The sequence below is a fragment of the Amycolatopsis nigrescens CSC17Ta-90 genome, from assembly GCF_000384315.1.
Classification (GTDB): domain Bacteria; phylum Actinomycetota; class Actinomycetes; order Mycobacteriales; family Pseudonocardiaceae; genus Amycolatopsis; species Amycolatopsis nigrescens.
This window is the reverse complement of the sequence record NZ_ARVW01000001.1, coordinates 6,897,595-6,923,970: the sequence shown is the minus strand read 5'-3', so window position 1 is coordinate 6,923,970 and position 26,376 is coordinate 6,897,595. Positions and strand designations below refer to the sequence as shown.

General features: G+C 69.5%; 26 protein-coding genes. 5 read left to right on the top strand and 21 right to left on the bottom strand.

Annotated features, from left to right (window positions below):
• Positions 1–252 precede the first annotated feature (252 nt).
• Positions 253–792: a Uma2 family endonuclease gene (locus AMYNI_RS0132860; protein WP_020672353.1), complete on the top strand. Its 540-nt coding sequence runs from the start codon at positions 253–255 to the stop codon at positions 790–792.
• Positions 793–810: 18 nt separating this feature from the next.
• Here the strand turns inward: AMYNI_RS0132860 and AMYNI_RS0132855 are convergent, their stop codons facing one another.
• On the bottom strand, positions 811–2,022 hold the full coding sequence (locus AMYNI_RS0132855) for a cytochrome P450 (protein WP_020672352.1): 1,212 nt from the start codon (positions 2,020–2,022) through the stop codon (positions 811–813).
• 86 nt (positions 2,023–2,108) lie between these two features.
• Between AMYNI_RS0132855 and AMYNI_RS0132850 the strand changes: the two genes are divergently transcribed.
• The 3 genes from AMYNI_RS0132850 (at position 2,109) to AMYNI_RS0132840 (ending at position 4,592) form a co-directional block, all read left to right on the top strand.
• Positions 2,109–2,741: a TetR/AcrR family transcriptional regulator gene (locus tag AMYNI_RS0132850; RefSeq protein ID WP_245574052.1), complete on the top strand. Its 633-nt coding sequence runs from the start codon at positions 2,109–2,111 to the stop codon at positions 2,739–2,741.
• Positions 2,742–2,803: 62 nt separating this feature from the next.
• Complete coding sequence (locus AMYNI_RS0132845; protein ID WP_020672350.1) at positions 2,804–3,700, top strand: SMP-30/gluconolactonase/LRE family protein; 897 nt, start codon at positions 2,804–2,806, stop codon at positions 3,698–3,700.
• 289 nt (positions 3,701–3,989) lie between these two features.
• Complete coding sequence (locus AMYNI_RS0132840) at positions 3,990–4,592, top strand: DUF6801 domain-containing protein (RefSeq protein WP_026361234.1); 603 nt, start codon at positions 3,990–3,992, stop codon at positions 4,590–4,592.
• Between the two features lie 99 nt (positions 4,593–4,691).
• Here the strand turns inward: AMYNI_RS0132840 and AMYNI_RS45860 are convergent, their stop codons facing one another.
• From AMYNI_RS45860 to AMYNI_RS0132820, 4 genes are all read right to left on the bottom strand, one after another.
• Positions 4,692–5,444 (bottom strand): AfsR/SARP family transcriptional regulator, encoded by a 753-nt coding sequence (locus AMYNI_RS45860; protein ID WP_281170357.1) that lies wholly within the window; start codon positions 5,442–5,444, stop codon positions 4,692–4,694.
• A 614-nt stretch (positions 5,445–6,058) separates the two neighbouring features.
• A complete protein-coding gene (locus tag AMYNI_RS45855) occupies positions 6,059–6,751 on the bottom strand; it encodes a class I SAM-dependent methyltransferase (RefSeq protein ID WP_020672347.1) in 693 nt (230 codons plus the stop codon).
• A gap of 64 nt (positions 6,752–6,815) precedes the next feature.
• A complete protein-coding gene (locus AMYNI_RS0132825) occupies positions 6,816–7,442 on the bottom strand; it encodes an NAD(P)-dependent oxidoreductase (RefSeq protein WP_020672346.1) in 627 nt (208 codons plus the stop codon).
• Between the two features lie 224 nt (positions 7,443–7,666).
• Complete coding sequence (locus tag AMYNI_RS0132820; protein WP_020672345.1) at positions 7,667–8,128, bottom strand: MarR family winged helix-turn-helix transcriptional regulator; 462 nt, start codon at positions 8,126–8,128, stop codon at positions 7,667–7,669.
• Positions 8,129–8,237: 109 nt separating this feature from the next.
• Between AMYNI_RS0132820 and AMYNI_RS49325 the strand changes: the two genes are divergently transcribed.
• Positions 8,238–9,170 carry a Rossmann-fold NAD(P)-binding domain-containing protein gene (locus AMYNI_RS49325; protein ID WP_157357532.1) on the top strand — a complete coding sequence of 311 codons (933 nt, stop codon included), beginning with the start codon at positions 8,238–8,240 and terminating at the stop codon, positions 9,168–9,170.
• On the opposite strand, the gene AMYNI_RS0132810 is transcribed toward AMYNI_RS49325, so the two are convergent.
• From AMYNI_RS0132810 to AMYNI_RS0132735, 16 genes are all read right to left on the bottom strand, one after another.
• Positions 9,077–10,357: a cation:proton antiporter domain-containing protein gene (locus AMYNI_RS0132810; protein ID WP_020672343.1), complete on the bottom strand. Its 1,281-nt coding sequence runs from the start codon at positions 10,355–10,357 to the stop codon at positions 9,077–9,079. The genes AMYNI_RS49325 and AMYNI_RS0132810 overlap by 94 nt on opposite strands.
• Positions 10,354–11,739, bottom strand: coding sequence for an acetyl-CoA carboxylase biotin carboxylase subunit (locus AMYNI_RS0132805; RefSeq protein WP_020672342.1), 1,386 nt, complete (start codon positions 11,737–11,739; stop codon positions 10,354–10,356). Before AMYNI_RS0132805 ends, AMYNI_RS0132810 begins: the two co-directional genes overlap by 4 nt.
• A gap of 13 nt (positions 11,740–11,752) precedes the next feature.
• The gene (locus AMYNI_RS45845; RefSeq protein ID WP_020672341.1) at positions 11,753–12,265 is read right to left on the bottom strand and encodes an acetyl-CoA carboxylase biotin carboxyl carrier protein; all 513 of its coding nucleotides are present in this window, start codon (positions 12,263–12,265) and stop codon (positions 11,753–11,755) included.
• A complete protein-coding gene (locus tag AMYNI_RS45840; protein WP_020672340.1) occupies positions 12,262–13,989 on the bottom strand; it encodes an acetyl-CoA carboxylase carboxyl transferase subunit in 1,728 nt (575 codons plus the stop codon). The genes AMYNI_RS45845 and AMYNI_RS45840 overlap by 4 nt, the downstream gene beginning before the upstream one ends.
• A gap of 94 nt (positions 13,990–14,083) precedes the next feature.
• Positions 14,084–14,452 (bottom strand): antibiotic biosynthesis monooxygenase family protein, encoded by a 369-nt coding sequence (locus AMYNI_RS0132790; protein ID WP_020672339.1) that lies wholly within the window; start codon positions 14,450–14,452, stop codon positions 14,084–14,086.
• 163 nt (positions 14,453–14,615) lie between these two features.
• The gene (locus AMYNI_RS0132785; protein ID WP_026361232.1) at positions 14,616–15,164 is read right to left on the bottom strand and encodes a flavin reductase family protein; all 549 of its coding nucleotides are present in this window, start codon (positions 15,162–15,164) and stop codon (positions 14,616–14,618) included.
• Between the two features lie 62 nt (positions 15,165–15,226).
• Complete coding sequence (locus AMYNI_RS0132780) at positions 15,227–15,889, bottom strand: hemerythrin domain-containing protein (protein WP_020672337.1); 663 nt, start codon at positions 15,887–15,889, stop codon at positions 15,227–15,229.
• A gap of 64 nt (positions 15,890–15,953) precedes the next feature.
• Positions 15,954–17,729: an MFS transporter gene (locus AMYNI_RS0132775; RefSeq protein WP_020672336.1), complete on the bottom strand. Its 1,776-nt coding sequence runs from the start codon at positions 17,727–17,729 to the stop codon at positions 15,954–15,956.
• Positions 17,730–17,899: 170 nt separating this feature from the next.
• The gene (locus AMYNI_RS0132770; protein ID WP_020672335.1) at positions 17,900–18,505 is read right to left on the bottom strand and encodes a nitroreductase/quinone reductase family protein; all 606 of its coding nucleotides are present in this window, start codon (positions 18,503–18,505) and stop codon (positions 17,900–17,902) included.
• Between the two features lie 34 nt (positions 18,506–18,539).
• Positions 18,540–20,237: an NAD(P)/FAD-dependent oxidoreductase gene (locus AMYNI_RS0132765; RefSeq protein WP_020672334.1), complete on the bottom strand. Its 1,698-nt coding sequence runs from the start codon at positions 20,235–20,237 to the stop codon at positions 18,540–18,542.
• A 67-nt stretch (positions 20,238–20,304) separates the two neighbouring features.
• On the bottom strand, positions 20,305–21,774 hold the full coding sequence (locus AMYNI_RS0132760) for an FAD-dependent monooxygenase (protein WP_245574050.1): 1,470 nt from the start codon (positions 21,772–21,774) through the stop codon (positions 20,305–20,307).
• Between the two features lies 1 nt (position 21,775).
• Complete coding sequence (locus AMYNI_RS0132755; RefSeq protein ID WP_020672332.1) at positions 21,776–22,717, bottom strand: aromatase/cyclase; 942 nt, start codon at positions 22,715–22,717, stop codon at positions 21,776–21,778.
• A gap of 29 nt (positions 22,718–22,746) precedes the next feature.
• Positions 22,747–23,529, bottom strand: coding sequence for a 3-oxoacyl-ACP reductase FabG (gene fabG / locus AMYNI_RS0132750; protein WP_020672331.1), 783 nt, complete (start codon positions 23,527–23,529; stop codon positions 22,747–22,749).
• A 27-nt stretch (positions 23,530–23,556) separates the two neighbouring features.
• Entirely contained in the window at positions 23,557–23,826 is a 270-nt protein-coding gene (locus AMYNI_RS0132745; protein ID WP_020672330.1) for an acyl carrier protein, read from the bottom strand.
• Positions 23,827–23,892: 66 nt separating this feature from the next.
• The gene (locus AMYNI_RS0132740) at positions 23,893–25,104 is read right to left on the bottom strand and encodes a ketosynthase chain-length factor (RefSeq protein ID WP_020672329.1); all 1,212 of its coding nucleotides are present in this window, start codon (positions 25,102–25,104) and stop codon (positions 23,893–23,895) included.
• Positions 25,101–26,357, bottom strand: coding sequence for a beta-ketoacyl-[acyl-carrier-protein] synthase family protein (locus tag AMYNI_RS0132735; protein WP_026361231.1), 1,257 nt, complete (start codon positions 26,355–26,357; stop codon positions 25,101–25,103). Before AMYNI_RS0132735 ends, AMYNI_RS0132740 begins: the two co-directional genes overlap by 4 nt.
• Positions 26,358–26,376: the final 19 nt, after the last annotated feature.

The following is a 26,376-nucleotide window of genomic DNA, read 5'->3' as shown; positions in this document are numbered from 1 at the left end:
TTACCGGAAAAGACCGAAGCGCGAATTCTTTAATTGCACTCAAATGGCCGTAACGCACACTTCTCTTGCTCTAATCAGGCGACGATGGACCATCGAGTGCACGCTTGGTGATGATCCGCGGGGGAAACGTCCACACCGGAATACTCCGGCCGGGGACGGCCGTCCGGTTCGCGCGGCGGACCGCGTACGGACTACCCTTGCCGAGTCGATTCCGTCCGGCGAGGGCCTGGGGGCAGCATGGAGACAGTCCCGATGTTCGCACACGGAGACCGTCTCACCCGCCGGGACCTGGAGCTGATCACGGATGAACGCCGCCGTTACGAACTGGTGGACGGGACACTCCTAGTGAGCCCCTCCCCGCGTCCGCTGCACCAGAGGGTGGTCGCGCGCTTGCTGGCCGCGCTCACCCCGCTCTGCCCTGCGGACTGCGAGGTGCTCCCGGCCCCGGTGGACGTGGTGCTCGACGACCACACGGTGCTCATCCCCGACGTGGTGATCGGCCACCGCGACAGCTTCACCGAGCGGGCGCTGGTCGGCATCCCGGTGCTCGCCGTCGAGGTGGTGTCACCGTCGAGCCGGCATATCGACCTGCACCTCAAGCCGGCCCGGCTGGCCGCGGCCGGCTGCCCGCACTACTGGGTGATCGACCCCGGCGTCCCGCGGCTGAGCTGCTTCCGGCTCGTGGACGACGCCTACACCCTGACCGCCGAGGGGCAGGACGACGAGCCGGTGGTGCTCACCGAGCCGTATCCGCTAACCCTGCGCGCCGCGGACCTCGTCTCGGCGCACTAGCACGAGTCCACAGCTCGCTCACCAGGTCACGGGCAGCTCGGTGACGCCGCCGGTGATGGTGGTGCGCACTCCCAGTTCGTCCAGCGGCTTGGCGAGCCGCAGGCCAGGTAGCCGGCGGGCGAGGGTTTCGAACACGACGCGCAGTTCGGTGCGGGCGAGGCTGGCGCCGATGCAGAAATGCGCGCCGTGGCCGAATCCGAGGTGCATGCGCTCCGCGCGGTCGGGGTTGAAGGTCTCCGCGTCGGTGTAGACGGAGGTATCCCGGTTGGCGGAGTTGACCGACAGGATCACGGCGTCGCCGCGCTGGATGGTGACCCCGGCGACTTCGACGTCGGTGTGGGCGTACCGCAGCAGGCCGAGATCACCAGGCGCGCCGAGGCGCATGATCTCTTCGACGGTGGCGTTCACCCGGCCTGCCGGGTCGGCGATCAGCGCCTGCCAGTGGTCGGGGCGGGTGAGCAGGAACAGCACGCCGAGGCCGATCCGGTTGACCGTGGTCTCGTGCCCGGCGAACAGCAGCCCGACGCAGAGCCGGACCATGTCGGCGTAGTCGTACTTCTCGTCGGCGCTCTGCGCACGCACGAGGTCGGAGAGCACGTCCTCCCCCAGCCGCGCCCGCTTGGTCTCGGCCAGACCGGCCATGTAGCGGCTGAACTCCTCCCGTGCCCGGTGGGCGTCGTCGCCGATGACGTAGTCGGCCATGCGCTCGGACAGCGAGTGAAAAAGCTCGCGGTCGCTCTCGGGCACCCCGAGCAGCCGGCAGATGACCGCGACCGGCAGCGGGAAGGCCAGCCCGGCATGCAGGTCCACCACTCCGCCATGCGCGGTGGCATGCTCGGTGCGCAGCTCGTCGATGAAGCCGTCGACGAGCTGCTGCAGGTGATCGGAGAGCATGGTCATCCGCCTGGCCGAGAACGCCGGGGTCAGCAGCCGGCGCATCCGCGTGTGGTCGGCCTCCTCGGTGTCGTAGTTGCCCGTGGGCCCGTCCTGCACCGCGGCGGTCGAGATGCGCGATGCCCGTTCCGGCTCGGGGTGGGACCGGCCGAGCCGCTTGTCGCCGAGCAGGTCGCGAACCTCCTCGAAGCGGGTGACCAGCCAGGCCGGATCACCGGCCGGAGTGGTGACCGAGGTGATCGGCGCTTCCCGGCGCAACACCTCGTACAGCGGCGCGAGTTCGAGCACGTTCGGCCTGGCGAAGGGCAACTGCGGACGCTCGGCGGCAACGCTCATGGTTCTCCTCCGGTGAGGTCGGGCCTACCGAACGTAACATATTATTGGCAGCGTCTGCCATTAATGTTCCGTGCTTAGATCGCCCGATGGAGGACGTAGCGGACAACCCCCGCCGGGGACGGCCGCCGGTGAGCGACCAGCAACGACGACGGCAACGCCTGGACATCTCCCGCCACGCCGTCCGGCTGTTCGCCGAGCAGGGCGTGGCCGCCACCTCCGGCGAGCAGATCGCCAGGGCCGCGGGACTCTCCGAACGCACGCTGTGGCGCTACTTCCGCAGCAAGGAAAGCTGCGTGGAGCCACTGCTGACGAAGATGATCGACGCGTTCCAGACGGTCCTGCGCTCCTGGCCCGCCGAGCTCGACCTGACCGAGCACCTGCGAGCGGCCTACACCCCCGTCCTCGAGTCGTCCTCCGGCGCGGACATCGAGGCCGTGCTCGCCGTAGTCCGGATGACGCACGACGAACCCGCGCTGCGCGCCGCCTACCTCGTGCTCCGGGAACGCTCGGAGGACACCTTCACCGAAGTGCTCGCCGAACGCATGGGCCGCCCGGCCGACACCCTCGACGTTCGCGTGCGAGCCGCCACCATGAACGCCGTGCTCCGGGTGGCCACCGACCGCCTCGCACAGGTCACGGCCGAAAAGGGCATCACCCCCGAAGTCCTGCGCCGGCACCGTGAACACCTCGCCGACGCACTCGAAGCCTTGAATGCTTGACGATATAAGGTTCGGCGAGACAAGCTAGAGCCCGAACGTCATTCGGCGAGCCTGGGGGCGACGTGGAACTGATCAAGACCGAGTTCGTGGTGCTGGACGAGCGGTTCGCGCGTTGCAACGGCGACAAGTGGATGCGGCGCCTGCACACCGGGGGCCGCTGGACCGAGGGCCCGATCTACTTCCCGGCTGGCCGGTACCTCGTGTTCAGCGACATCCCGAACGATCGCACCCTGCGCTGGGACGAGACGACCGATCAGGTCGGCGTGTTCCGGCAGCCCTCGGGCTACGCCAATGGCCACACCAGGGACCGGGCCGGCCGGCTGATCAGCTGCGAACAGGGCCACCGCCGGGTCACCCGCACCGAGCCCGACGGCACCGTGACCGTACTCGCGGAGAGTTATCGCGGTCGCCGGTTCAACAGCCCCAACGATGTCGTCGAACAATCCGACGGATCGATCTGGTTTACCGACCCGAGCTATGGCATCGACAGCGACTACGAGGGCTATCGCGCGGAAAGCGAAATCGGTGCCTGCCACGTGTACCGGGTGGACCCGGCCGACGGGGAGGTCCGGATAGTCGCCGACGACTTCGAGCGGCCAAACGGTCTCGCCTTCTCCACCGACGAGAGCCGGCTATACATCGCGGACACGCGCCGGAATCCCAGCCATATCAGGGTGTTCGGCGTGTCCGACAATGGCGCACTCACCGGCGGCGAGGTGTTCGGCACCTGCGACAACGGGGCGTTCGACGGGATCAAAGTGGACAGTGCCGGACGGGTATGGGCGGCTGCACATGACGGTCTGCACTGTTTCGCCCCCGACGGCACCCGCATCGGCAAGTTGCGCGTGCCCGAGATCTGCTCCAACCTCACCTTCGGCGGAGCACGCCGCAATGAACTCTTCATCACCGCGTCGAGTTCTGTTTACTCCCTGCGCGTCAACTTCAACGGGGCGCACTGACGCTAGCCGCAAGGCGACCGGACAAGCGGCCGCGTGAACTGGTTTCACGTCCCTCTGGCTCACCCGGTCAGGCGCCCACCTGCGCCAAGACGTTAACCCCCATGACAAACACCACCGGGCAGACCATATCCGGATGACAATTATTTTGTCTCGTTGTTAATAACCAACCGAGGGCCTTGTAACAAAATCCTGTGCGCGCTAGCGTTTTCACAGCGGACGGTCGACCCGGTCGAATTGCCGCCGATTACGTTGATTCTCTGCATTTCTTTTCGATGAGGAAGGAACGAAAATGTCAGTAGGTATCCTGAAGGCTGCCGCGCGCCCTGCGGCCAAGTTGGGTGCATTGACCGCTGTCGCCGCGGTTGCGGTGGGTGTGTTCGGTGCCGGCATGGCCAGTGCCGCGGACAAGGAGCTGACCTTCTCCGGTGAGTTCCCGATCATCGGTGTGCAGTCGGTGAAGACGGTCGTCCACGTTGACATCCCGGCGAACGTGAAGCCCGGCGACGCGCTCGACGTGCCGTTCAGCCTGGACGTGGATGCCGGTGCCGCCGCGGGTGACGGCCTGCGGCTGGTCGGTGCTACGAAGGTCTCCGGCGACATCAAGTCCTCCGTGACGTTGACCGTGAGCGACGGCCAGAGCGTGCCGCTGTCCATCGCGCTGCCGATCCCGGAGACCCCGGTGCCGGCCGAAGGCCCGCTGGTCTTCAAGGCGGAGGGCGCGGTGAAGTTCACCGTTCCCGGCGGTGTCCCCACCGGCGAGGCGAAGATCAACGTCGACCCGAAGGCCGTCTCGCACATCATCACCGACAGCGACCTCGGCGAGTTCGACGTCAACCTCGCCCTGGACCCGCCGGACCAGGACACCCTGCTGGGCACCACCCAGATCGGCTGACCACCGATCAGGTCCAGGTGTGGGCGTCCGCCACCAGGCGGGCGCCCACACCTTTTCGATGTCCATCGCCACGAAACGGCACCGGCGGAGACTCGGTGTTCAAGCCCAGTAACCGTATTCGGCCGAGCCGGCCAGCCTGGCCGGTGACCGGAGCCTCTGGTCGTGGTTGAGCATCGCCCGCGCCAGGTCACGCAGCTCCGCGGACGGCTCGATACCGAGATCGTCGATCAGGGCATCGCAGGTGCGCCGGAACACCGCCAGCACTTCGGCCTGCCGGCCGGATCGGTAGAGGGCGACCATCAGGTAGCCGCAGAGCTCTTCCCGCAGCGGGTTCTCGCCGACCAGCTTCTGCACGTCGGCAACCAGCTCGGCGTGCCGGCCAAGAGCGAGTTCCACCCGCACCCTGTCGATCTCGGCGGCCAGCCGGCGGTCGTCCCAGATTATCGCCGCGCGCCGCACGTTCTCGCTCTCCACGTCGGCGAGGGCGGGACCTCGCCACAGGTCGAGTGCCTGCCGCAGGGCGATCAAGGCGTCCACCAGACGCCCGTCCCCCTCGTAGGAGTGCGCGAGCGCGAGCAACTCCTGAAAGCGCTCGTAGTCGAGGTTGTCGCCCGCTATCGCCAGCAGGTAACCCGGCGGCCGCGTGAGAATCCGTCCGGACGAGCCCGTCTCCTTCAGCAATTTACGCAGATTGGAAATGCATACCTGTATTTGTGCGCGAGCGGTGGGAGGTGGTTTTGAGTCCCATACCGAGTCGATCAGCTGATCGACCCCTACCGCTCGATTCGCTTCCAGGGCCAACACCGCGAGAACGACGGGTTGCCTTCGTCCACCTACCGCTGTCGAGCCCATTGCACCGGCTAATTCCAATGGACCAAGGATGCGCACTTCTCCCATTTCAGCCATGCCTCCCCAAGCCCGGCCTCAACCCTGCCCTCCCCATCGAACACGGGTGGCGCGGAACCATACCCCCGCCCGGCACACCACCCGAGGGCGATGTGACAACACAGGCTACACGAAGCGCCTCGAACAGCACGCCCAGCAGGAAAACCCGGCGCGGGGGCGTGCCATCTGAACCAGTTCAGAAAGTGCCGTCGACCCTGTGCGGTCGAGTTTCGGCCACGACCGCAGCGCACTCATTCCACGATGCCAGTGACAGAAAGCGGCAAGACTTCCCTGGCATGACTCGATGGAAAGCAACACACAGCGCTTCTGGCAGGTTGGTCGACGAGGAACAATACTTGACCGGAGAACCTCGTCGGGCAGCCAGGAGTCGCATCGAAACACTCGTTTTGCGCCACTAGTCCGATTTCGCAGGACCACTTGCAAAACTGTTGTCCAAACAGTCCGGACGATATCGGGAGATGATCGAGAAGCGCGAGAAAGCGGTCCGCCGGCGGCAGGCCGAAGACCTGCCGCCGGCGGATACCTCCCTGGTTCCCGCCGCCCGTCCGCACACGCATAGATCAGCTTGCCTGCTTGTGCCCCAGGATCTGGATGTTGGGCTCCCCTGGGATCCGCCGGACGGAAACATCCGCCAATGGCAGGCCGAGCACGAACCGCTGCGCATCGTCCAGATCGATCGAGCGCCCGGCGACGAACGTGCGGAAGCCCATCACGCCGAGCCCGAGGGTGAACCGGGTGACCGGCAACCGGCCGAGCAGTGCGCGCACGTCCGAGAGCAGGCAGCCCCGATCGATCTCGATCACGTTCAGCAGGCCGCCGGGGCGCAGTACCCTGATCATCTCGGCGAGGCCCTTCCGCGGGTCCCGCCAGTGCTTGATCGACCCGATGCTGACCGCGGCGTCGAAGGTGCCGTCGGCGAACTCGAGCTCGTCCGCGGTTCCGCGCTGGAAGGTGGCCCGGTCACCGAGCCCGTTCGCCCGCTTGTTCGCCCAGCCGACCTGCTCGGCCGACAGGTCCACCCCCACCACCCGCAGCCGGTCGATCCGCTCGGCCAGCGCGAGTGCGAACTGGCCGCCGCCGCAACCGACGTCGAGGACCGTGCCGTCGGCGCCCACCTCGCGGCGGAGCTGCTCCACGGGGTCCGGTTGCATCTCCAGCACCGAGTCCAGGGTGACCCCGGCGAACATGCGGTCGTAGAACCACGAGTTGATCCGGGAGTACGGCTTGCTGAAGTCCTCGTCGATCAGTTTCATTGCTGGTTTTCCTTCCTTGACGGTTCTTCCCCTGAAATCGCGCGACGGAGGTACTGGCCGGCGACTATCTGCCACCGGAGGCGATCCACAGCACGCCGCGATGCGCGTGCTCGGACAGCTGGGCCACCAGGTACTTCGCGACGTCGTCGCGATGGGTCCACCTGCCGAAGACCGTGCGCGGGAAGCTCCCGGCGACGTGGTAGCCGCGCCCTCGCGGGGCGGAACCGGCCAGCCGGAACGGCCGGACGATCGTCCAGTCCAGGCCGGAGGCGACGATCCGCGACTCTTGGAGCTCCGCGTCCGCCTTCACGTGCCGCAGCACGGTGGGGGTCAGCAGCCGGTCCACGAACGGTCCGCCGTTGATGCCGAGTCCGTTGCCGCTCACCGCGATCAGCCGTGAGACCCCCGCGGCACCCATCGCCGCGATGGTGTGCCGGATGCCGGTGGAGACGGTGCGTCCGGTCGAGGAGGTCGGCACCCCGACGGTGCTGATCACGCAGTCCTGGCCGGCCACCACCGAGGCCACCACCTCCGGGTCGGTGATGTCACCGATCACCGGCGAGACCGCCGGACCCGACCGGACCGCGCCCTGCCGGCGGGAAAGGGTGGTCACCCGGTGGCCGTCGGCCAGCAGGCGTGGCAGGGTCAGCCTGCCGATGCCGCCGGTCGCACCGAGCAGCAGCACCTTCATCGGCCGTGGAGCCTGGTTCGTCGCTGCTTGGTTCGTCGCTGCTTGGTTCGTCGCTGCCTGGTTCATCGCTGCCTGGTTCATCGCTGCCTGGTTCGTCGCTGCCTGGTTCGTCGCTGCCTGGTTCGTCGCTGCCTGGTTCGTCGCTGCCTGGTTCGTCGCTGCCTGGTTCATCGCTGCCTCCTTCGTCGTCGGCCGGCACCGGCGCGAATCGGCACGGGCCGGTGTCAGTCGCGGGCCAGGTCGTCGGTGGCGCCGCGCCCGGCGTCGGCCACCCGGCGGAGGAACTCCGCGAGCAGCTCCAGCTCCGCCGGCGCATACCCGGCGCAGATCTCGTCCATCGACGCGCTCATCCCCGAGTACTGCTGGAAGAGCTCGGCGTTGCGTTCCTTTGCCACGCTGACCACCACCGCCCTGCGGTCGGAGGGGTTTCGCCCGCGGGTCACCCAGCCGCCGGCCTCCAGCCGGTCGAGTACACCGGTGACCGTCGCGGGGTGCAGACCGGCGTGCCGGGCCAGTGCGCTGGGGCTGAGCCTGCCGTGCCGGGTGAGCAGGTCCAGGCAGTAGAGATCGACGTCGTTCAGCGCGAGCCTGGCACTGACCTGGTGGTTGAGTAACGACAACTGGATGCTCAGCTCGCGGACCGATTCCCGGATCTCGGCGCGCAGCCGCCGGTTCCGCCGTGGCATCGAACCTTCGTTTAGTACCGTACCCATATGATACTCTTCTCGTACTATACGACTTTGAGGAAGAACGATACTCCGACCGGGAGCGACCCGCCCAGACGGGAAAGCAGCCATGATCCTGATTGCCGGCACATCCGGGACGGTCGCACGCGAGGTCATGGACCTGTTGCCGGCGGCGGGTGAAACGGCGCTCACCCTTTCCTGCCATCCGATCGGCGGAATCCGGACCGGCGGGTACTGCCGTCCCGGCGGCCCGGCCTCCCCTCCGCATCCGATGCCCGACGCACTCCGCGACATCGACGCCGTCTTCCTCAACCCGGCGGCCACCGGGTGCGCCATCGGAGAACTCCTGCCCTTGCTCATCGGACACGGCATACGCCAGGTGGTGCTGTGGACCGGTCCGGACAGCCAGGCCGGCCGTGCCCCGGCCCATACCGCGGCGATCGAACGAGCGGTACGCGGCTCGGGTCTACAGTGGACAATCCTGCGCTCCGGTGACCTCGCCACCGAAGCACTGTCCTGGGCCCCGCAGATCCGTGCGACCGGCGCGGTTTGCGCCGCCTACGGCGACGCGGTCACCGCGCCCATCCACCAGCGGGACGTCGCCGCGGTCGCGGTCGCGGCGCTGCTGGGGGCCGACCACCACGGTCGTACCTACCGGCTGACCGGCCCGCAGTCGCTGCGCCGCCGCGAGCAGGTCGCCCTGATCGGCTCGGTGCTCGGGAGACCGTTGCGCTTCAACGAACTCTCCCGCCACCAGGCCCGCCGGGCCATGCTCGGGCACAACGTCCCCGAGACCGTCGCGAACGGCCTGCTCGGTGAACTGGCCGACCGCGTCCGGCACCCGGAGCCTCCCTCTACCGCGGTGGCCGACCTGCTCGGCCGCCCCGCACTGACCTTCACCGACTGGGTCACCGAACACACCGCGGCCTTCCTGAGGCCGACGGCGGTTCAGCCGCCGGTGCCCCGGCCGCCGCGGCCCGCCCGCAACGGCTCCGGCCGCTCCGACGGGTTCTCGCTGGGCACCACCACCGGACGGCGGTAGATGAGCGAGAGCAGCGGGCCGGTCATCATCGTGGTCACCACCGCCATCACCACCATCAGGGTGTAGAGCGAATCGCTGAGCAGGCCGATCTGCAGCCCGACCCCGAGGATGACCAGTTCGGTCAGGCCACGGGTGTTCATCAGCGCCGCCAGCGCCGCCGACGGCCGCGCCGCCAGCCCCTGGGAACGGGCGCCGAGGTAGGTGCCGCCGAACTTGCCGAGCACGGCCACCAGGAGAATTCCGCCGAGGCTGGCGAGATCGGCCACCCGCAGCCCGCCGAGATCGACCTTCAGCCCGGCGACCACGAAGTAGATCGGCAGCAGCAGGCCGGTCAGATGGCCGACCTTCTCGTCGAGCTCCGCGCGGAACACGTTGACCGCCGCGTCCCGGGGTATCACCAGTCCGAAGAGGAACGCCCCGAAGATGAAATGCATGCCCATCGCCTCGGTCGCGGCGGCGGAGAGCAGGACACCGGTGAGCACCACGGCCAGGCTCAGCGCGGCGGGCACCCGGCCGGTCCGGCGTGGGATCAGCACCCGGCGCAGCAACGGCCGGACCACGAACAGCATCCCCAGCAGGTACGGCACGGCCAAGGCCAGCCTCCAGTGCAGGGGGCCGCCGCTGCCGACCGCCTGCACCACCGCGAGCGCGGCCCACGCCACCACGTCCACCACGCCCGCGGTGGCCAGCGCGATCCCGCCGAGCGCCGTCCTTGCCAGCCCCCGGTCGGCCAATATCCTGGCCAGCACCGGGAAGGCGGTCACCGAGACGGCCAGCCCGACGAACACCACGAACGCACCGGGGTGGCCGGTGTTCTCGTTGCGCAGCAAGAAGAACGCCAGACCGATCCCGAGCCCGAACGGGACCAGCGTGGAGCCCAGCGTCGCCCCCGCGGCCAACCGGCCCCGGTTGCGCAGCCCGTGCTGCTCCACGCCGAGCCCGATGGTGAACATGAACAGCGCCACCCCTACGTCGGCCAACGCCGAGAGCAGCGGGCGGACGTCCGGCGGGAACAGGATCGCGGAGACGGCCCCGTTCAGCAGCGTGGGCCCGAGCAGGATGCCTGCCAGGATCTCCCCCACCACGGGCGGCTGACCCAGCCGCCCCGCCAGTGCACCGAGCCCCCTGGCAAGCAGCACGATCAGCGCCAGATCCACGAACAGCAGCTGTATCTGTTGACTGGTCACCTACCCGCACCTCCCCCTTCGCCCGGCCGGGGTGCTCCGGTCGTGCCCGGCATCTCGTCGACGAACGCGCTGTTGTGAGTCGCCGCCACGAAGCGCGGATGGTCGAGCACGTCCAGCAGGAACCGCTGGGTGGTGCACAGGTTCTCGCCGTCGATCCGGAACTCGCGCAGTGCACGGGACATCCTGGCGATCGCACCGGACCGGTCCGGTGCCCAGACGATCAGCTTGGCCAGCAGCGAGTCGTAATCGGGCGGCACCACACTGCCGGCACGCACGTGGGTGTCCACCCGGACGAACGGCCCGGCAGCCGGTTCGAACTCGCGGAGCACGCCCGGGGTCGGCACGAAGGCCCGATCCGGATCCTCCGCGTTGATCCGGCACTCGATGGCGACGCCGCGCGGGGAGACGTCCCGCTGGCCGAAGCCGAGCGGGTCGCCGGCGGCGATCCGGAGCTGCTGCTGCACGATGTCCACCCCGGTCACCATCTCGGTCACCGGGTGCTCGACCTGCACGCGGCAGTTGACCTCGATGAAGTAGTAGCCACCGTCCGGCGTCACCAGGAACTCGAAGGTGCCGGCTCCTTCGTAGCCCGCCGCTTCGGCGCCCCGCAGCGCCGAGGCGGCCATCTCCTCGACGAGTTCGGCGGACAGCCGGGGTGCGGGCGACTCCTCGACCAGCTTCTGGTGGCGGCGCTGCACGGTGCAGTCCCGCTCGCCGAGGTGCACCGCATTGCCGTACCGGTCGCGGAGGATCTGGATCTCCACGTGCCGGGTGTCCGGCAGGTACTTCTCCAGATACACCCCGCCGTCACCGAAGACCGCCTGCGCGGTCGCCTTGGTCTCCCGGTACGCCTCGACGAACTCGTCCGGCCGCTCGACCACCCGCATGCCCCGGCCGCCACCGCCCGCGGACGCCTTGATGATCACCGGGTAGCCGATCTGCCCGGCGAGCTCGAACGCGTGCTCGCCGGCGGTGGCGGCCAGGCTGCCGGGCAGCAGCGGCAGGCCCGCCTCTGCCATCAGCATCCTGGCCCGCAGCTTGTCGCCAAGCCGTGCCATGGTCGGCGCCGGCGGGCCGACGAACGTGATCCCCAGCGACTCGCAGGCTTCCGCGAAGTCCGGGTCCTCGGACAGGAAGCCGTACCCGGGGTGCACGGCATCCGCACCGGTGCGGATCGCCGCCTCGAGCACGGCCGCGCTGTTGAGGTAGCTCTTCTTCGGCGGCGGCGGCCCGATCTGGACCGATTCGTCGCAAAGCCGCACCGCGGCGGTGTCCCGGTCCCGGGTGGAGTGCACGACAACGGACCGCAACCCCATCTCCTGGCAGGCGCGGACCACGCGCAGGGCGATCTCGCCGCGGTTGGCGATCAGAACCTTCTTCATCACCGGTCCCCCACTACGGTTCGGCCGGGCCGGCCGGTTCAACAGCGAGCAGCCGCTCGCCGTACTCCACCGGCCGGCCGTCCGCCACCAGCACTTCGACCACTCGGCCGACGCGGTCGGCCTCCACCGGCAGCATCAGCTTCATCGCTTCGACGATCCCGACCTGCTGCCCGGGGTTGACGGTCGCGCCCTCGGTGACGAACGGCGCGGCGCCCGGCGCCGGCGCGTGGTAGAAGGTGCCGACACTGGGCGCGCAGACGTAGTGCGCGACCGGACCGGCGCCATTCGTCTCCGGCGGGGCAGGTTCGGCCGGGTCCGGCTCGGGTGCCGGCGCGTACCCCGAGCTCTGCGCCGACCTCGGCGTGCGCCAGTCCAGGTCGACGGTCACGTTCGCCGCGCTCAGCCGCAACCGTTCCGGGCGATCGGGCAGGGACCCCAGCAGGTCGAGCGCCGCCTGCCGGACCGCGTCCACCGTCGGCTCCGCCTCGGCGGCAGGCCGGACCCCGTCGCGCGTGGACTCGCTCATCGCAGCACCCCGGTCGGCTCGACGGGCCCGACCGGCAGGTCCGCACCGAACCGGGCGAACCGCTGCCAGCGGTGGGCGACCAGCTCGGCGGCGTCCAGCCCGGCCAGTTCGGCCAGGCTGTCCCGGATCGCGGCTCGGAGACGGTCCGCGGCCGCCGCGGGATCGGCACCGACCCCGCCCGCCGGTTCCGGCAGCACGCCGTCCACCACGCCGAGGCGCAGCAGGTCCCGTGAACTCAGCCCGAGCGCCGCCGCGGCCGTGGCGTTCATCCCGGCGTCCTTCCACAGGATCGAGGCACAGCCCTCGGGGCTGATCACCGAGTAGATGGCGTGTTCCCAGATCAGCACCTGGTTGGCCACCGCTATGCCGAGCGCACCACCGCTGCCGCCCTCGCCGGTGATCACACTGACCACCGGCACCGGCAGCGAGGCCATCAGGCGCAGGTTCTCCGCGATCGCGGGTGCCTGCCCCTGCTCCTCGGCCCGCGCGCCGGGATAGGCGCCCGGGGTGTCCACCAGCGTGACGACCGGCAGTCCGAGCTTGGCGGCCAGCCGCATCACCCTGGCCGCCTTGCGGTAGCCCGGCGGGGTCGGCATGCCGAAGTTGCGCGCGGACAGCTGAGCCGGGGTGTGCCCCTTCTGCTGGCCGATCACCGCGACCGGGTGACCGTCCAGCCGCGCGATACCGGCGACCATGGCAGGGCAGTCACCGGAGATCCGGTCCCCGCGCAGTTCCAGGAAGTCGTCGAAAACCCGCGCGATGTAGTCCAGGGTGGTCGGGCGGTCCAGTGCGCGGGCCTTGCGGACCTGCTGCCACGGCTCGTACTCGGCCAGCCTTCCCGGGTCGCGCAGCACCTCCTGCCCGGGTTCCGCGTCCACCCGGTCAGCAGGCGCGGGCAACGGCGACCGGGTACCCGCGCGCAGCAGTTTCGCCAGTTCCTCGCGCAGGGCATGTCTCGGCCGGACCAAGTCCACGAACCCGCGCTCCAACAGGAATTCGGCGGTCTGGAACTCGCGGGGCAACCGCTGGCGGATCGTCTGCTCGATCACCCGGCGGCCGGCGAAGCCCAACCTCGCACCGTTTTCCGCGATGATCACGTCGGACAAGGTGGCGAAGGATGCCGCGACCCCGCCGAAGGTCGGGTCGGTGATCAGCGAGATGCTGAGCAGCCCGGCTTCGTCCAGTTTCGCCCATGCCGCACTGGTCTTGGCCATCTGCATCAGCGAGATGGCGCCCTCCTGCATCCGCGCGCCACCGGAGGCGGTGACCGCCAGCAGCGGCACGCCGTCGGCGACGGCGGTCTCGGCTGCCTTGGTGATCGCGGCACCGGCCACCGCACCGAGGCTGCCGCCGAGGAAGCAGAAGTCCATCACCGCCAGCACCACCGGCATCCCCTCGATGGTGAGCCGGGCGCAGACCACCGCGGCATCGAGACCGGTCCGCGCCCGCGCCTCGGCGAGGCGCTGCAGGTACGGCATGGTGTCGACGAAACCGAGCACGTCCGGAACCAGGCCGTGCGGCAGCTCGATCGGCCGGACGCTGCCCGGGTCGGCCAGCGTTTCGAGCCGGGTCCTGGCATCCAGCCGGCTGTGGTGGCCGCATTCGCAACAGACCCGCTGGTCCTTAACCCAGCGTCTGCGGTAGAGGACGGTTCGGCAGTTCGTGCAGAGCATCCATTCTGCGCCGGTGTTCGGTTCGTTCACTTCGGATTGCTGCTGGAGCATGTCGGCAGCCCCTTCGTGTGCGGTGGTCCAGCCAGTAGTTCGGCAACGAACCGCCGACGGCGCCGTAGCGCCGCCGGCGGGAAGACACGCCACGTCAGGCGATGCAGATGCCGTCGACCGCGACCTTCTCGAACAGGTGCGGGTAGATCACGACGCTCTCGGGATAGCGGTCGTGCTTGCTCTGGAACTCCGGATCGGAGAACGCTTTCTGCAAGGCCGCGCTGGACTCCCAGACCGCGATGTTCAGCATCAGCGAGCTGTCGCCGGTGCCCCGGTGCAGCTGGGCCGAGACGTAGCCGGGTTGCGCCTTCATGAACTTGGCGTCGTCCTGCCAGCAGGACAGCATCAGCTCCTCTTCGCCCGCGGGCACGGTGAACATGTTCACCAGCACCACCGGCCCGGTATGCTGCGCGAGCTGATCGCCGAAGTTCGTCGTGGGGTCCAAGCTTTCCAGCTTTACCATGACTTGCACCTTTCTTCCTGATCGGAAAACAGTCGAAAACAGGTGGCCCGCACGAAAAAGCGGACAGCCGTGGTCGGCTGTCCGCTTTCGCGATGGTCCACCGGACGGGTACCGGCCGTCAGGGACGACTCGGCCGGGCCCGCTCAGTACGGCGGTACTTCCTTCACCCGTCGAAGATGGGATGGGCGCCACGGGGTTCCTCTTCGAGGGCACCGAGCGAGCCGCGGAAGAAGATCAGCGGGTCTCGTGCACGCCCGGAGAGGCCGAGCTCGACGACCTCCCCGACGAAGATCACGTGGTCCCCGCCCTCGACCTCGTCCACCAGCCGGCAGGACAGGAAGCCCAGTGCCTCGCTGAGCACCGGCGCACCGGTCGAGCAAGGGCGGTGGCCGACGTCGGCGATCGCGGCGGTGTCCCGGCCGGCGAAGGCGCGAGCGAGCTTTTCCTGACGGCCGGCGAGAAAGTTCACCACGTACCACCCCGATTCCCGCACCACCGCGCGCAACCGGGACTCCCGGTGCAGGCAGAACAGCACCAGCGGCGGGTCGAGGGAAACCGACGTGAACGAGTTCACCGTGGTTCCGGCCGCCCGCTCACCCGCCCCGCTGGTGATCACGGTGACTCCGGTGACGAAGTGCCCGCATACATCGCGCAGCGCCCGTCCGTCCACCGGCTCGACGCGGGGCGCCGGCCGGGCATCCATAGCAGACATGCGAACTCCCGAATGGAGGTGTGCGTTTCCGGTCGAAGCACTCGGGCCGGCCGGGGACTCCGCTACCAACGGCTCACCCAGTCGTACCTCGGTTTCCACACCCGGCGGTAGATCGCCGTCGCCGGCCACGGGAGGATGCTCAGTATCTTCCTGGTCTCCGCTTCGGTGGTGCCTTCGGTCAGCCACGGCAGGAACTGGGCAGCGGAGGAGATCCGGCTCTCCAGCCGGATGTAGAGCGCGATCCGCCGCCACTCCCGGTCGGTGATCGCCTCGCCGATCATCGGCATGGCGTCCTGTTCCTCGTGCTCCAGGTGGAAGGACAGCTTCGAGTTCAGCTCGTCGACCACCGCCGCCACGTCGGCGGTGCCCGGCGTGGCGAAGGCCTCATCGACCGCTGCGAGCAACGGGTCGATGAGGCCGTGCTCGGTCTCCATGTCGTCCAATGTGGACACAGCGGACTCGCTTTTGCCCAGCCGCAGCCGCAGCCGCGGCCAGAGGAACAGGTCCTCGTGGCGGTGATGGTTGTGCAGCTGGTACTTGAACAGCTCCCAGCCGGTCATGATCGACGCGTTGCGCACCGGGTCGCACAGGTTCACCGGGGTGGCCGCCTTGGCCATACTCGCCAGGTCGCGGCGGAACGCCTCGTGCGAGGCGCTCATCGCGATCAGCCTGCCCCCCGAATCATGTCGTGCGGCGGCGGTCCGCGGTAGGTCGCTGAATGCCATTTCCTCTCCTTTGTCTCGTGAGCTCGCCCGGCGGCCGGGAGGCAGGCATCCGGCGTCCCCAAGGTCACCGCGTCGGCTCGGGAGCGTGCTCGGGCAGCGGTTCGCCGTCCCGCACCGACAGTTCGGCGTCGAGATCGCGGGCCCGTGCCGTGCGGGACAGCCCGAACATGCCGAGGAACACCAGCGCGAGCATGCCGGCCGAGTACCACATGGTCAGGCTGAACGTCCTGGCGAAGTTGTGCGCATTGGCTTCGAGGCCGGCTTCGGTGAGCAACTGCTGGAGGCGGTCCCCCTGCGGGCCCGGTGCCGCCGTACCGAACTGGCAGCTCGGCGGGATCTCGGTGGGGTCGGTGGCCGCGGAACGGTCCTGCACGCAGGCTCGGAAGCCGGTGACCACCTGGTCCTGCGCCGGCCCCGGGATGCCGGCCACGGTGAGCTCCTGCCGCAGCTCGGGCGTGACCGTGTCCACCCCCTCGCCGGAGAAATGGTCGAGCTGGGCGAAGAAGACCAGTCCGACCAGTGCGACCCCGAGTGCCATGCCCAGTTGCTGGGTGGTGTTCAACAGCCCGGAGGCCGACCCGGCGTCCTCGACCGGCACGTCGGTGAGGATCAGGTCGATCATCGGCGCCACCACCAGCCCGAAGCCGATCCCGGCGACCACGAGCGGGGCCACCATCTGCCAGGTGGTGATCGACGGCCCGGCGGAGGCCGCGACCCAGCCGAAGCCGGCGAACCCGCCGCCGGTCAGCAAGGCGCCCGCCATCAGCACCCGCCGTCCGAACCGCGGGGTGAGCACCTCCACCGAAACCGCCGCGGCCGGTGCCGCGCCGAGTGCGAAGGTGACGGCGGTCAGTCCGGCGTGCAGCGGCGTCCAGCCGAGCCCGGACTGCATGTAGAGCGTCCAGACCAGGAAGAAACCACCGAGCGCGATCATGAACAACAGCCAGACCGACATCCCGGAGGCGAAGGACCTGGCCCGGAACAGCTTGAGCACCACCAGCGGCGAACCGATCGTCCTGGTGCGCCACCGCTCGTAGAGCACGAAGGCCACCAGCACCACGGCCGAGCAGCCCATCAGCACGAAGGTCCAGGCCGGCCAGCCAAGGCTGCGGCCTTCGGTGAGCGGGTAGACCAGCAGCAGAATGCCGCTCACCGCCAGCACCATGCCGATCAGATCCAACTTCGGCGCGGTCGGTGACTTGGACTCCCGCACCACGAACCAGGCCACGATCATCGCGGCGATGCCGACCGGCACGTTGATCAGGAAGATCGGCCGCCACTGGAGGTCGAACAGGTTCCAGTCCACCAGTACGCCACCGAGCACCGGCCCTGCCACCGACGCGGACCCGATCACGGCGCCGAACAGGCCGAACACCTTGCCCCGCTCTTCCTTGGGAAAGGTGACGTGGATGATCGCCAGTATCTGCGGGACCATCAACGCCGCCATGCCGCCCTGGAGGAACCGGGCGACGATGAGCAACGTGGCGCTGTCGGCCAGCCCGCACAGTGCCGAGGCGATGGTGAACCCGCCCATGCCGAGCAGGAACAGCTTCTTGCGCCCGAAGATGTCGCCGAGCCTGCCGCCGGTGATCAGCAAGGCCGCGAAGGCCAGCACGTAGCCGGCCACGATCCATTCGATCTGCGCGTACTCGGCCCCGAGGTCGCGCTGGATGCTCGGTACGGCCACGTTGACGATGGTCGCGTCGAGCAGGTCCATGAACCCCGCGACCAGGATGACGATCAGCGCCACCCAGCGACGTGGATCGGGTGCCTCCTGTGGGTCCGTCCCGTCGGTGCCCGGCTCGGCCGGGCCCGTGCGGACCCCGGTTTCTTCTGCCACAGCCTTTCGACCTCATCTCTTGTCCGGTGTCGATTTAATACGTAAACCATACTATCTGGAATGCAAGCTATATCAACACCGAAAGAAAGAGATGACCGACCCAGCACAGGTCAACGTGGCACGAACAGCCCGGATGCGTCAGGTGGCGATCGGGAACAGCGCCGCCACGGTCATGCGGACGTGCTCCGCAGGTCGTGCGGGGTCAGTCGCACCAGGGACAGCGGGCGGCCGGCCTGGCGCTCGAACTCCTCGAAGAACGGATAGGCGGCGGTGAACTTCCGCCAGAACCGGGTCCGTTCGGCGCCGGTGAGCTCCTCGGCGCCGACCGCGATCCGTTCCGGGCCGATGTCGATCGTCGCGTCCGGCGTCGCGCGCAGGTTCAGCAGCCACGCGGGCTGACCGGCGGTACCCGCGGTCGCACCGTGATGACCGGGCACGGCCACCACCACGAACCGGCCCTGGTCGTACCAGTAGACCACCGGCGTCACCCTGGAACGGCCGCTCCGGCGGCCGAGGGTGGTAAGCAGCAACGCGTCCAGATTGCCGAACCGGCCGAAGATCCGGCCGGCGGACCGACGGTACAGGTGCACGTTCAGCCGCAGGAAGAACTTGTTGACCAGGGTGCGCGCGGGGGACGGCGGTTTGACGTAGAGGGCGACGTTCAGCCGGACGAACAGGCGCATCAGCCGGCTCGCGTCCAGTTGCGGCTGGGCCCCCGTCGTGGTTGCACTGGGCAGCGGGGCCGCGTGCGCCGGTGGCAGCGTCGTGTCGGTCATGTTCGGATTCCCTTCTGACATTGCCGGTCCGTTTTCAGAGCAGCTTCTTGCCGCGCAGTCCCGACCGCACGATGCCGCTGGCCAGCGCGCGGCCGAGGTCGCGCATCTCGCCCGCGGGGGCCTTCCGGATGGCCCAGTACATGAACTTGGCCATCATCGGGGCGTTCGGGTAGATGAAGCGGGTCGTTTCGGGGTCCTTCCAGCCGAAGACCGGGTTCAAGCTCTCCAGGTCGTTCAGCGCGGCGAAGACGATGTCCGCGGCGGTGTCCCCGTCCATCTCCCCGACCTCGTACTTCTCGCAGCACTCCGCGGTGAGTTCGAGGATGCGCTTGAAGTTCGCGCTCTCCGCGAACCACAGCCCCGGGTACGGCGCGCGTTCCAGCCCTCGCAGGTGGTCCTCGTCGCCGTCCAGCTCGTAGTTGACCCGCGCCTTGGTCAGCCGCATCACGCCGGGTGTGAGAAAGCCGCCCCACACCCGGAACACCGCGTTCCACAGCCGGAAGTGCTTGAAGGCGATGAACGAGGCGTTCACCAGGTCGTCGTTGTACTGCAGCAGACCGCGTTCGAGGCGCTCCACGTACTCGTAGCGCTCGACCGACCAGTCGTCGTCGGCCAGCGAGTCGAGGATGCGGGTGCACAGCGAGTACACCACCTCGAAGGTGTTGGACAGGCCGCGGGAGAACAGCGGGTCGATGAAACCCGCCGCGTGCGACATCAGGCACCAGCGCGGCCCGATCGACCGGGACGAGGAGTACTGCAGCCGGTCGGTGGAGACCCACTCCCGCACTCGCTTCGCGCCTTCGAACTGTCGCTTCACCGCCGGGTACATGTCCAGGTAGCGGTTGAACTCCTGCTCGGGGGTCAGGTCCTTCGGCTTCGGATAGAGCCGCTCGTCGAAGGTGAGCCCCACGCTGCACATGGGGTTGCGGGACTCCTTGATGTTGTCGAACGGGATGATCCAGAACCAGCCGCGCTCGATCATGTGGTGCAGCGTGCCGCCGTGCCACGGAGCCGGCGGGCGCAGGCTGCGCGGATGGTGGGACACGTCGTCGAACGGCTTGATGCCGATGTAGTGCGTGAACAGCGACCGGGAATGGTGCTTGAAGCGTGCCGGTTTCTCCCGCAGGTCGAACTTCTCCGCGAGCGGCGAACGGAAACCGCTGGCGTCGATCAGGTACTTCGCCCGGAAGACCTCGCCGTTCTGGCCGGTGACGGTGACCCCGTCGTCGTCGAAGTCGAGGTCGGCGGCCCGCCAGTTCTGCCGGGTGTGGCAACCGTGCCGTGCGGCGACGTTGAAGAAGTACTGGTCGGTGTCCTGCCGGAAGAGGTGGCTGGCTTCGGTGAGCAGCTTCGGGATCACGAACATCGTCGTCTCCCGCGGATCGGGCTCCTGGCCTGGTACCTGCCGGACGAAGCCGAAGCTCTGCTTCCTGCCGTGATGCGGGCCGATGTTCCTGGTCACCGCCTTGACGTCGAGCAGGTGGCCGATCTCCGGCACGTCGAAGCGGGACCGCAGGATGTGCAACCATTCCACCAGCTGCGGCGTCATCGACTCGCCGATGGCGAACCGCGGGTGCTGGCCGGCGTCGACCAGCACCACCTTCGCGCCCTGCCGGGACAGGCACGCCCCGGCCACCGAGCCGGCCAGCCCGGAGCCCAGGATCAGCACGTCGCACTCCTGGACCGTGCCCGTGCCGGTGACCTCCTGTGTCGTACTTACCTTGCTGGGCATGCGGCGCCCCTTCCTCTCGATCGCGTTGCGCTGTCAGTTACGTCGGGTACGTCGGGGAACTCCCGCCTCAGCCGCCGAACCAGCGCCGTAGTGCCGGCCTTGGATCGGCGTCCCTGCCCGCCGCCATGGCCACGTGCCCGTCCGGGCGCAGCAGCACGGTCGCCAGCCCGTCAACCGGTGAGCCCGGTGGCGGAACCGCCGGCACCAGGTCCACCCGCTCCCGCCACGGCGCGGCCGCGGCGGCGAGCCTGCCGCTTTCGCCGGACAGGTCGAGCAGCACACCGCGGCCCGTTCGCAGCAGGCTGGTCGAGCTCGAAGGCCCGTCACCGGTGCCCAGTTCGACGTGCGGAAGCCGGGCTCCGGTCAGCGGGTTCACGTCGTCGCCGTAGCGGATGTCGAGGCCACCGGCGGTACGGCCGAAATGCTCGGGCGCCTGCTCGAGCAGTTCGGCCAGCAGCGCGCGGACCGGATCCAGTTCGGCGCCGCCGAACAGGAGCAGCGCCTGGGTGCCGACGCTGGCCAGCACCCGCCGGGCCACCGGGTGCCGCTCCTCGTGGTAGCTGTCGAGCAGGCCCGCCGGTGCGCGGCCTGCCACCGTCATGGCCAGTTTCCAGCCCAGGTTCACGGCCTCCTGCAGGCCGAGGTTGAGCGCCTGCCCGCCGACCGGCAGCTGCCGGTGTGCCGCGTCTCCGGCGAGCAGCACCCGGCCCCGGCGGTAGCCCTCCACCAGGCGAGCGGTGTCGTCGAAAGCGTTCACCCAGACCGGCGTCCCGCTCCGGATGTCCTCCCCGGTCACCCTGGCCCAGGTCTCGGCGACCTCGGCGAAGTCGGGCGCGGTGGCACGAGCTGCCGGGGCACGGCCGTACTCGTGCACCATGACGCGGGTGACCCCCGCCCTGGTCGCGGCGATCGCCAGCCCGTTCGGCAACCGCTCGAACCGCCGGTCCGGCACGGCCACTCCGGTCACGTCGCAGCGGAGCAGCTCGCGGGTGGCGGGGGTGCCGGGGAAGGCGAACCCGGCCAGTCGCCGGACCGTGCTGTCCTCCCCGTCGCACCCGACCAGGTACCCGGCGGTGTACCGCACCGGCCCGTCGGGGGTGTCCGCGCGCACCACCACCCCGTCCGGCCGTTCGTCCACATCGGACACCTGGTGCTCGCGCCGGATGTCCGCGCCGAGTCCGGTGGCCCATTCGGTGAGCAGCGCCTCGAGCCTGGCCTGCGGGATCTTCCACTGCCCCTGGTAGCGGGTGGGCTGTCCGCTCAGGTCGAACGGCAGCCCGCCGAAGTGGCCCTTCAGCTCCCGCGGCGGCGTGCCCAGCCGGGCCAGCAGACCGCGCTGGTCCAGGATCTCCATGCTGCGGGCGTGCACAGTGGACGCCCTGGACTCGGTGGTGGGTGTGGCCAGTCGCTCCAGCACGACCACTTCGGCGCCGCCGAGGCGCAGCTCGCCGGCCAGCATCAGGCCGACCGGCCCGGCCCCGGCCACGACGACCCTGTTGCCGCTGTCATTACCGCTGTCGTTACCGTTGCCGCCCACGTCACTGCCGCTCTGCGTGGGCCTTGGCGTGCCCGAGGGTCGCCATGCTGTTCGCACCGAGCGCGTTGCGGACGAACTCCCTGGCCTGCGGCACACCGGCCCCGTCGCCGAGGACCTCGGTGATGCGCTCGCTGTTGATCGTCACGGTGTGCTGCGAGCTGGCGACCACCTGCTCGCCGCGCTCCTCGATCCGCCAGCAGCCGGTGTGCAGGGTCATCAGCGCGGGCAGGGCGATCTGCTTGTAGGCGATCCTGTGGTGCGGGAAGCACACCCGCACCGACTCGGTGGCGTGCACGGCACCGTTGGCGGTCCGGGTGTCCATGCCCAGCACCTGCAGGCCGGGAGTCTCTTCGCTCAACGACGCCCGCACGACGTGCGGCAGCCGCCGCGGCCAGTGCTGCGCCTCGTTGAGGAAGTCGTAGACGTCCTCGGCGGCGCCGTCGATCCGCACCGAGTCCTCGAAGGAGAACGTCAGCTCGTCGGCGCCGCCCGCGATTTGCTCCACTGTGGACTTGAGCGCGGCCAGTTCGGACCGGCTGTTGCGGTCCACCGCCTCGTCGATCCAGGCCAGGTCGGCCGGATCGTCGGTGGCTGCCCGGTAGTCGTGCCACAGCAGCACTTTCGCGCCGCTGGGAAGCGGGTCGACCTGCCAGGCGCCGCCCATCGTGGCGACCGGGTGCGCGGAGACCTCCTGCCGGAACTCGATCCGGCGCTGCTCCGGCAGCAACGTGCGGCGCGAGGTCCAGCTCTTCGGCCTGCCGTTGGCCATCGCCCAGATCCGGATCCGCTCCTGCCTGCCGCAGGTCTCGACCTGGTCGACGTACACCGTGGGCGGGAACAACCGCGGCCAGTTCAGCACGTCGGCGATGAGCCGGTAGACGGCATCGGCTGGCGCGTGCACCGTGGTCTCGTGCACCACCTCGCGGTGTCGCGGATCGGTCATGTCGTCACTCCCCTTCGGATGGGCACTGCTCAGAAGTTGCCGAGACCACCGCAGACGTTGATCGCCTGCGCCGTGATCGACGCGGCGGCGTCCGAGGCCAGGTAGCCGACCATGCCGGCGACCTCCTCGGCGGTGGAGTAGCGGCCGAGCGGGATCTTCGCGGTGAACTTCGCCAGGACTTCTTCCTCGGAGGTGCCCCAAGCCGCGGCGTAGCCCTGCCGGACCCGCCTCGCCATCGGGGTCTCGACATAACCGGGGCACACCGCGTTGACCGTGATCCCGGCCGGTGCCAGCTCGTTGCCGAGCGCCTTGGTGAAACCGACGACACCGTGTTTGGAAGCCGAGTACGGCGCACCGAGCACCACTCCCTGCTTTCCCGCCGTGGACGCGATGTTGACGACGCGGCCGTGCCCGCGCTCACGCATGCCACCGGCGGTGAGCACCTCCCTGGTCATCCGGAAGACACTGGTGAGGTTGGTGTCGAGCACGTCCAGCCACAGCTCGTCGTCGAGGTCGGCGGTCACCCCTCCCCCGGCGCGGCCGGCGTTGTTCACCAGCACGTCGACCGGGCCGAACCGGTCCACCGCGGCCCGGACGAACTCCCGGACGTCTTCGGGCGCCCGGACGTCGCAGGCCGTTCCGGCCACATCGAGCTCCTCGGCCGACAACTGCTTCACCGTCACCGACACCGCCTCAGCGGTGCGGGCGCAGATGAAAACCCGATGCCCGCCCGTGGCCAGCGTCCTGGCCACGGCGAGCCCGATCCCGCTGGTCGCCCCGGTCACCAGTGCGACCCGCTGCCTGTCCGACATGTCTCCTCCTCTGCTCGGGTTGGCCGCTCAGGCCGCGTGGCCGGCGGCCAGCCGCTCGTTGACGACGGTCAGCAACGCGCGGGGGGTGGTGGCGTCGACGATCATCGAGTCGTCGAACACCACGGCCCGGCTGGTCTCGATGCGCCGCGCGGTCTCCAGCAAGGCCAGCGAGTCGTAGCCGAGCGCGTCGAAGGCGACGTCGAGGATGTCGCCTTCGAGGTCGATTCCCTCGGTCTGACCCGCGGACTCGCGCAACACCTTCCGCAGTTCCGCGATGGTGAATTCCTCAGTGGCCATCCCGGTTTCCTCCCTTACCTCAGTACTGTGCGGACAGCACGGGCGCGCTGTCCCGCCGAGCTCGGCCTAGGCGGCGCGGCGAACGACCATCGCGGAGCAGAACCCACCGTGTCCCCTGGCGAGCACGAGTGCCGTGCCGACCGCGGTGTGCCGCGGGGTGCCGAGCACGAGGTCGAGCTCGTACTCCGGGGCGGGCTCGGTGTTCGTGGTCGGCGGGATCAGCCCGTCCCGGATGGCGAGCAGGGCGGTCGCCACGTCCAGCGCGGCACCGGAGTTCAACCGGCCGGTCATCGTCTTCGGCGCGGTCACCGGCACCCCGCGGGGGCCGAACACCGCGCGGATCGCGGCCGCCTCCGTCCGGTCGAGTTCCGGGATGGCCGCCGCGTCGGCGAACACCACGTCCACCTCGGCCGGTGCCGTCCCGGCGTCGGCGAGCGCGAGCTGGATCGCACGGCGCAGTCCCGGCTCGCGCCCGCTGCCCGGCCGGGGGTCGAAAGTGGACGCGTGGCCGGCGATCTCGCCGTAGCGGCGGGCGCCGCGCCGGCGCGCCGCCGCGCCCTGTTCGAGGATCAGCAGCGCGCCGCCCTCGCCCGGCACGTGCCCGGCGGCCGCGGCGTCGAACGGGCGGTAGGCACGCCGCGGGTCCCGGCTGGTGCTGAGCCTGCCGCCGGCGAGCTGGGCGACCCAGCCCCACGGGCACAACGACCCGTCCACCCCGCCGGTGACCATCAGGCCCGTCCCCGCGCGGACCCGCCGCCGCGCGTCGGCGATCGCGTCCAGCCCGCCGGCCTGGTCGGCCACCAGCACTCCGCTGGGACCGCGCAGACCGTGCCGGATGGAGATCTGGCCGGTGTTCACCGCGTAGAACCAGGCGAAGGACTGGTAGGCGCTGACCGCGTGGCCGCCCTTGCTCCACAGGTTGCGCAGCTCGTGCTGGCCGAACTCGAAACCGCCGGCGGAGCTGGCGGTGACCACCCCCATGTCGAACTCGGACCGCTCTGCCGGGTCGACCTCGGCGTCGGCCAGCGCGCGATCAGCGGCGACCAGCGCCAGCTGGGTCATCCGGTCGGTCTGCGGCAGCAGCCGGCTCGGCAACTCGTCCGCGGCCACGAACCCGGTGACCTCGCCGGCAAGGCCGGCCGGGTAACCCGTCGCGTCGAACCTGGTGACCTCGCCGATGCCGCCGGCCCCCCGGCAGGTCGCCGCCCAGTACTGCGGCAGTTCGGTCCCGTTGGCCGCCAGCACGCCGATCCCGGTCACCACCACCGGCGCGGTCATGCCGGCTTCCGCAGCACCATGGCGCTTTGGAAGCCACCGAAGCCGCTGCCCACCGTGAGCACCGCGTCGATCCGGCACTCCCTGGCCACCAGCGGGACGTAGTCGAGGTCGCAGTCCGGATCGGGCTCGTGCAGGTTCGCCGTTGGCGGGGCAAGGTCGTTGCCGATGGCCAGTACCGACGCGGCGATCTCGATCGAGCCGATCGCACCCAGCGAATGGCCGACCATCGACTTGATGGAGCTCACCGGGGTTCGGTAGGCGTGCTCGCCGAGGCTGCGTTTGAACGCCGCCGTCTCGTGCCGGTCGTTCTGCCGGGTGCCCGAACCGTGTGCGTTGACGTAGTCGATCTGTTCCGGGTTCAGCCTCGCCTCGTGCAGCGCCGCGCTGATGGCTTCGGCCATCTCGCGGCCGTCCTGGCGCAGGCCGGTCATGTGGTAGGCGTTGCTGCGGGTGGCGAACCCGGCGATCTCGGCGTGGATCCGCGCCCCGCGCCGCAGCGCCATGGTGCGCTCCTCCAGCACGAAGATCGCCGCGCCCTCCCCGAGCACGAACCCGGTGCGGCTGCGGTCGAACGGCCGGGAGGCGTGCGCCGGGTCGCCGTTGCGCGGGGTGGTGGCCTTGATCGCGTCGAAGCAGGCCACCGTGATCGGCGAGATCGGCGCGTCGGTGGCCCCGGCGATCATCACGTCGGCCCGGCCATCCCTGATCACCCCGGCCGCGTGCCCGACCGAGTCCAGACCGGAAGTGCAACCGGTGGAGACCACGTTCACCGGCCCCTCCGCGCCCACCGCCCAGGCCACCTCCCTGGCGAACGAGCTGGGCACGAAGTAGTCGTAGAGATGCGGCATGGCGTAGCGGTGGTCGACCAGGTCGAGTCTGCCGCCGTCGCTGACCACGCGGTACTCCTGGTCGAGCCGGCTCGTCGCGCCGACCGCGGTGCCGACGGTCACGCCAACCCGGTGCGGGTCGAGGCCGGCGGGCTCCAGGCCACTGCCGGTCACCGCCTCCGCGGCGGCGACCACGGCGAACTGCGCGGCCCGGTCCATCCGGCGGATCTCCTGCGGGCCGAGGCCGTGCGCCTCCGGTTCGAAGTCGATCTCGGCGGCCACCCTGGACCGGAACTGGGCCGGGTCGAAGAAGGTGATCCCACGGGTCGCGGTGCGCCCCTCGCTGATCAGGCTCCAGAACTCCTTGGCCCCGATGCCACCCGGGGCGAGCACCCCGAAACCGGTGATCACTGCGCTTCGTTCCATTTGAACGTCACTCCCTTCG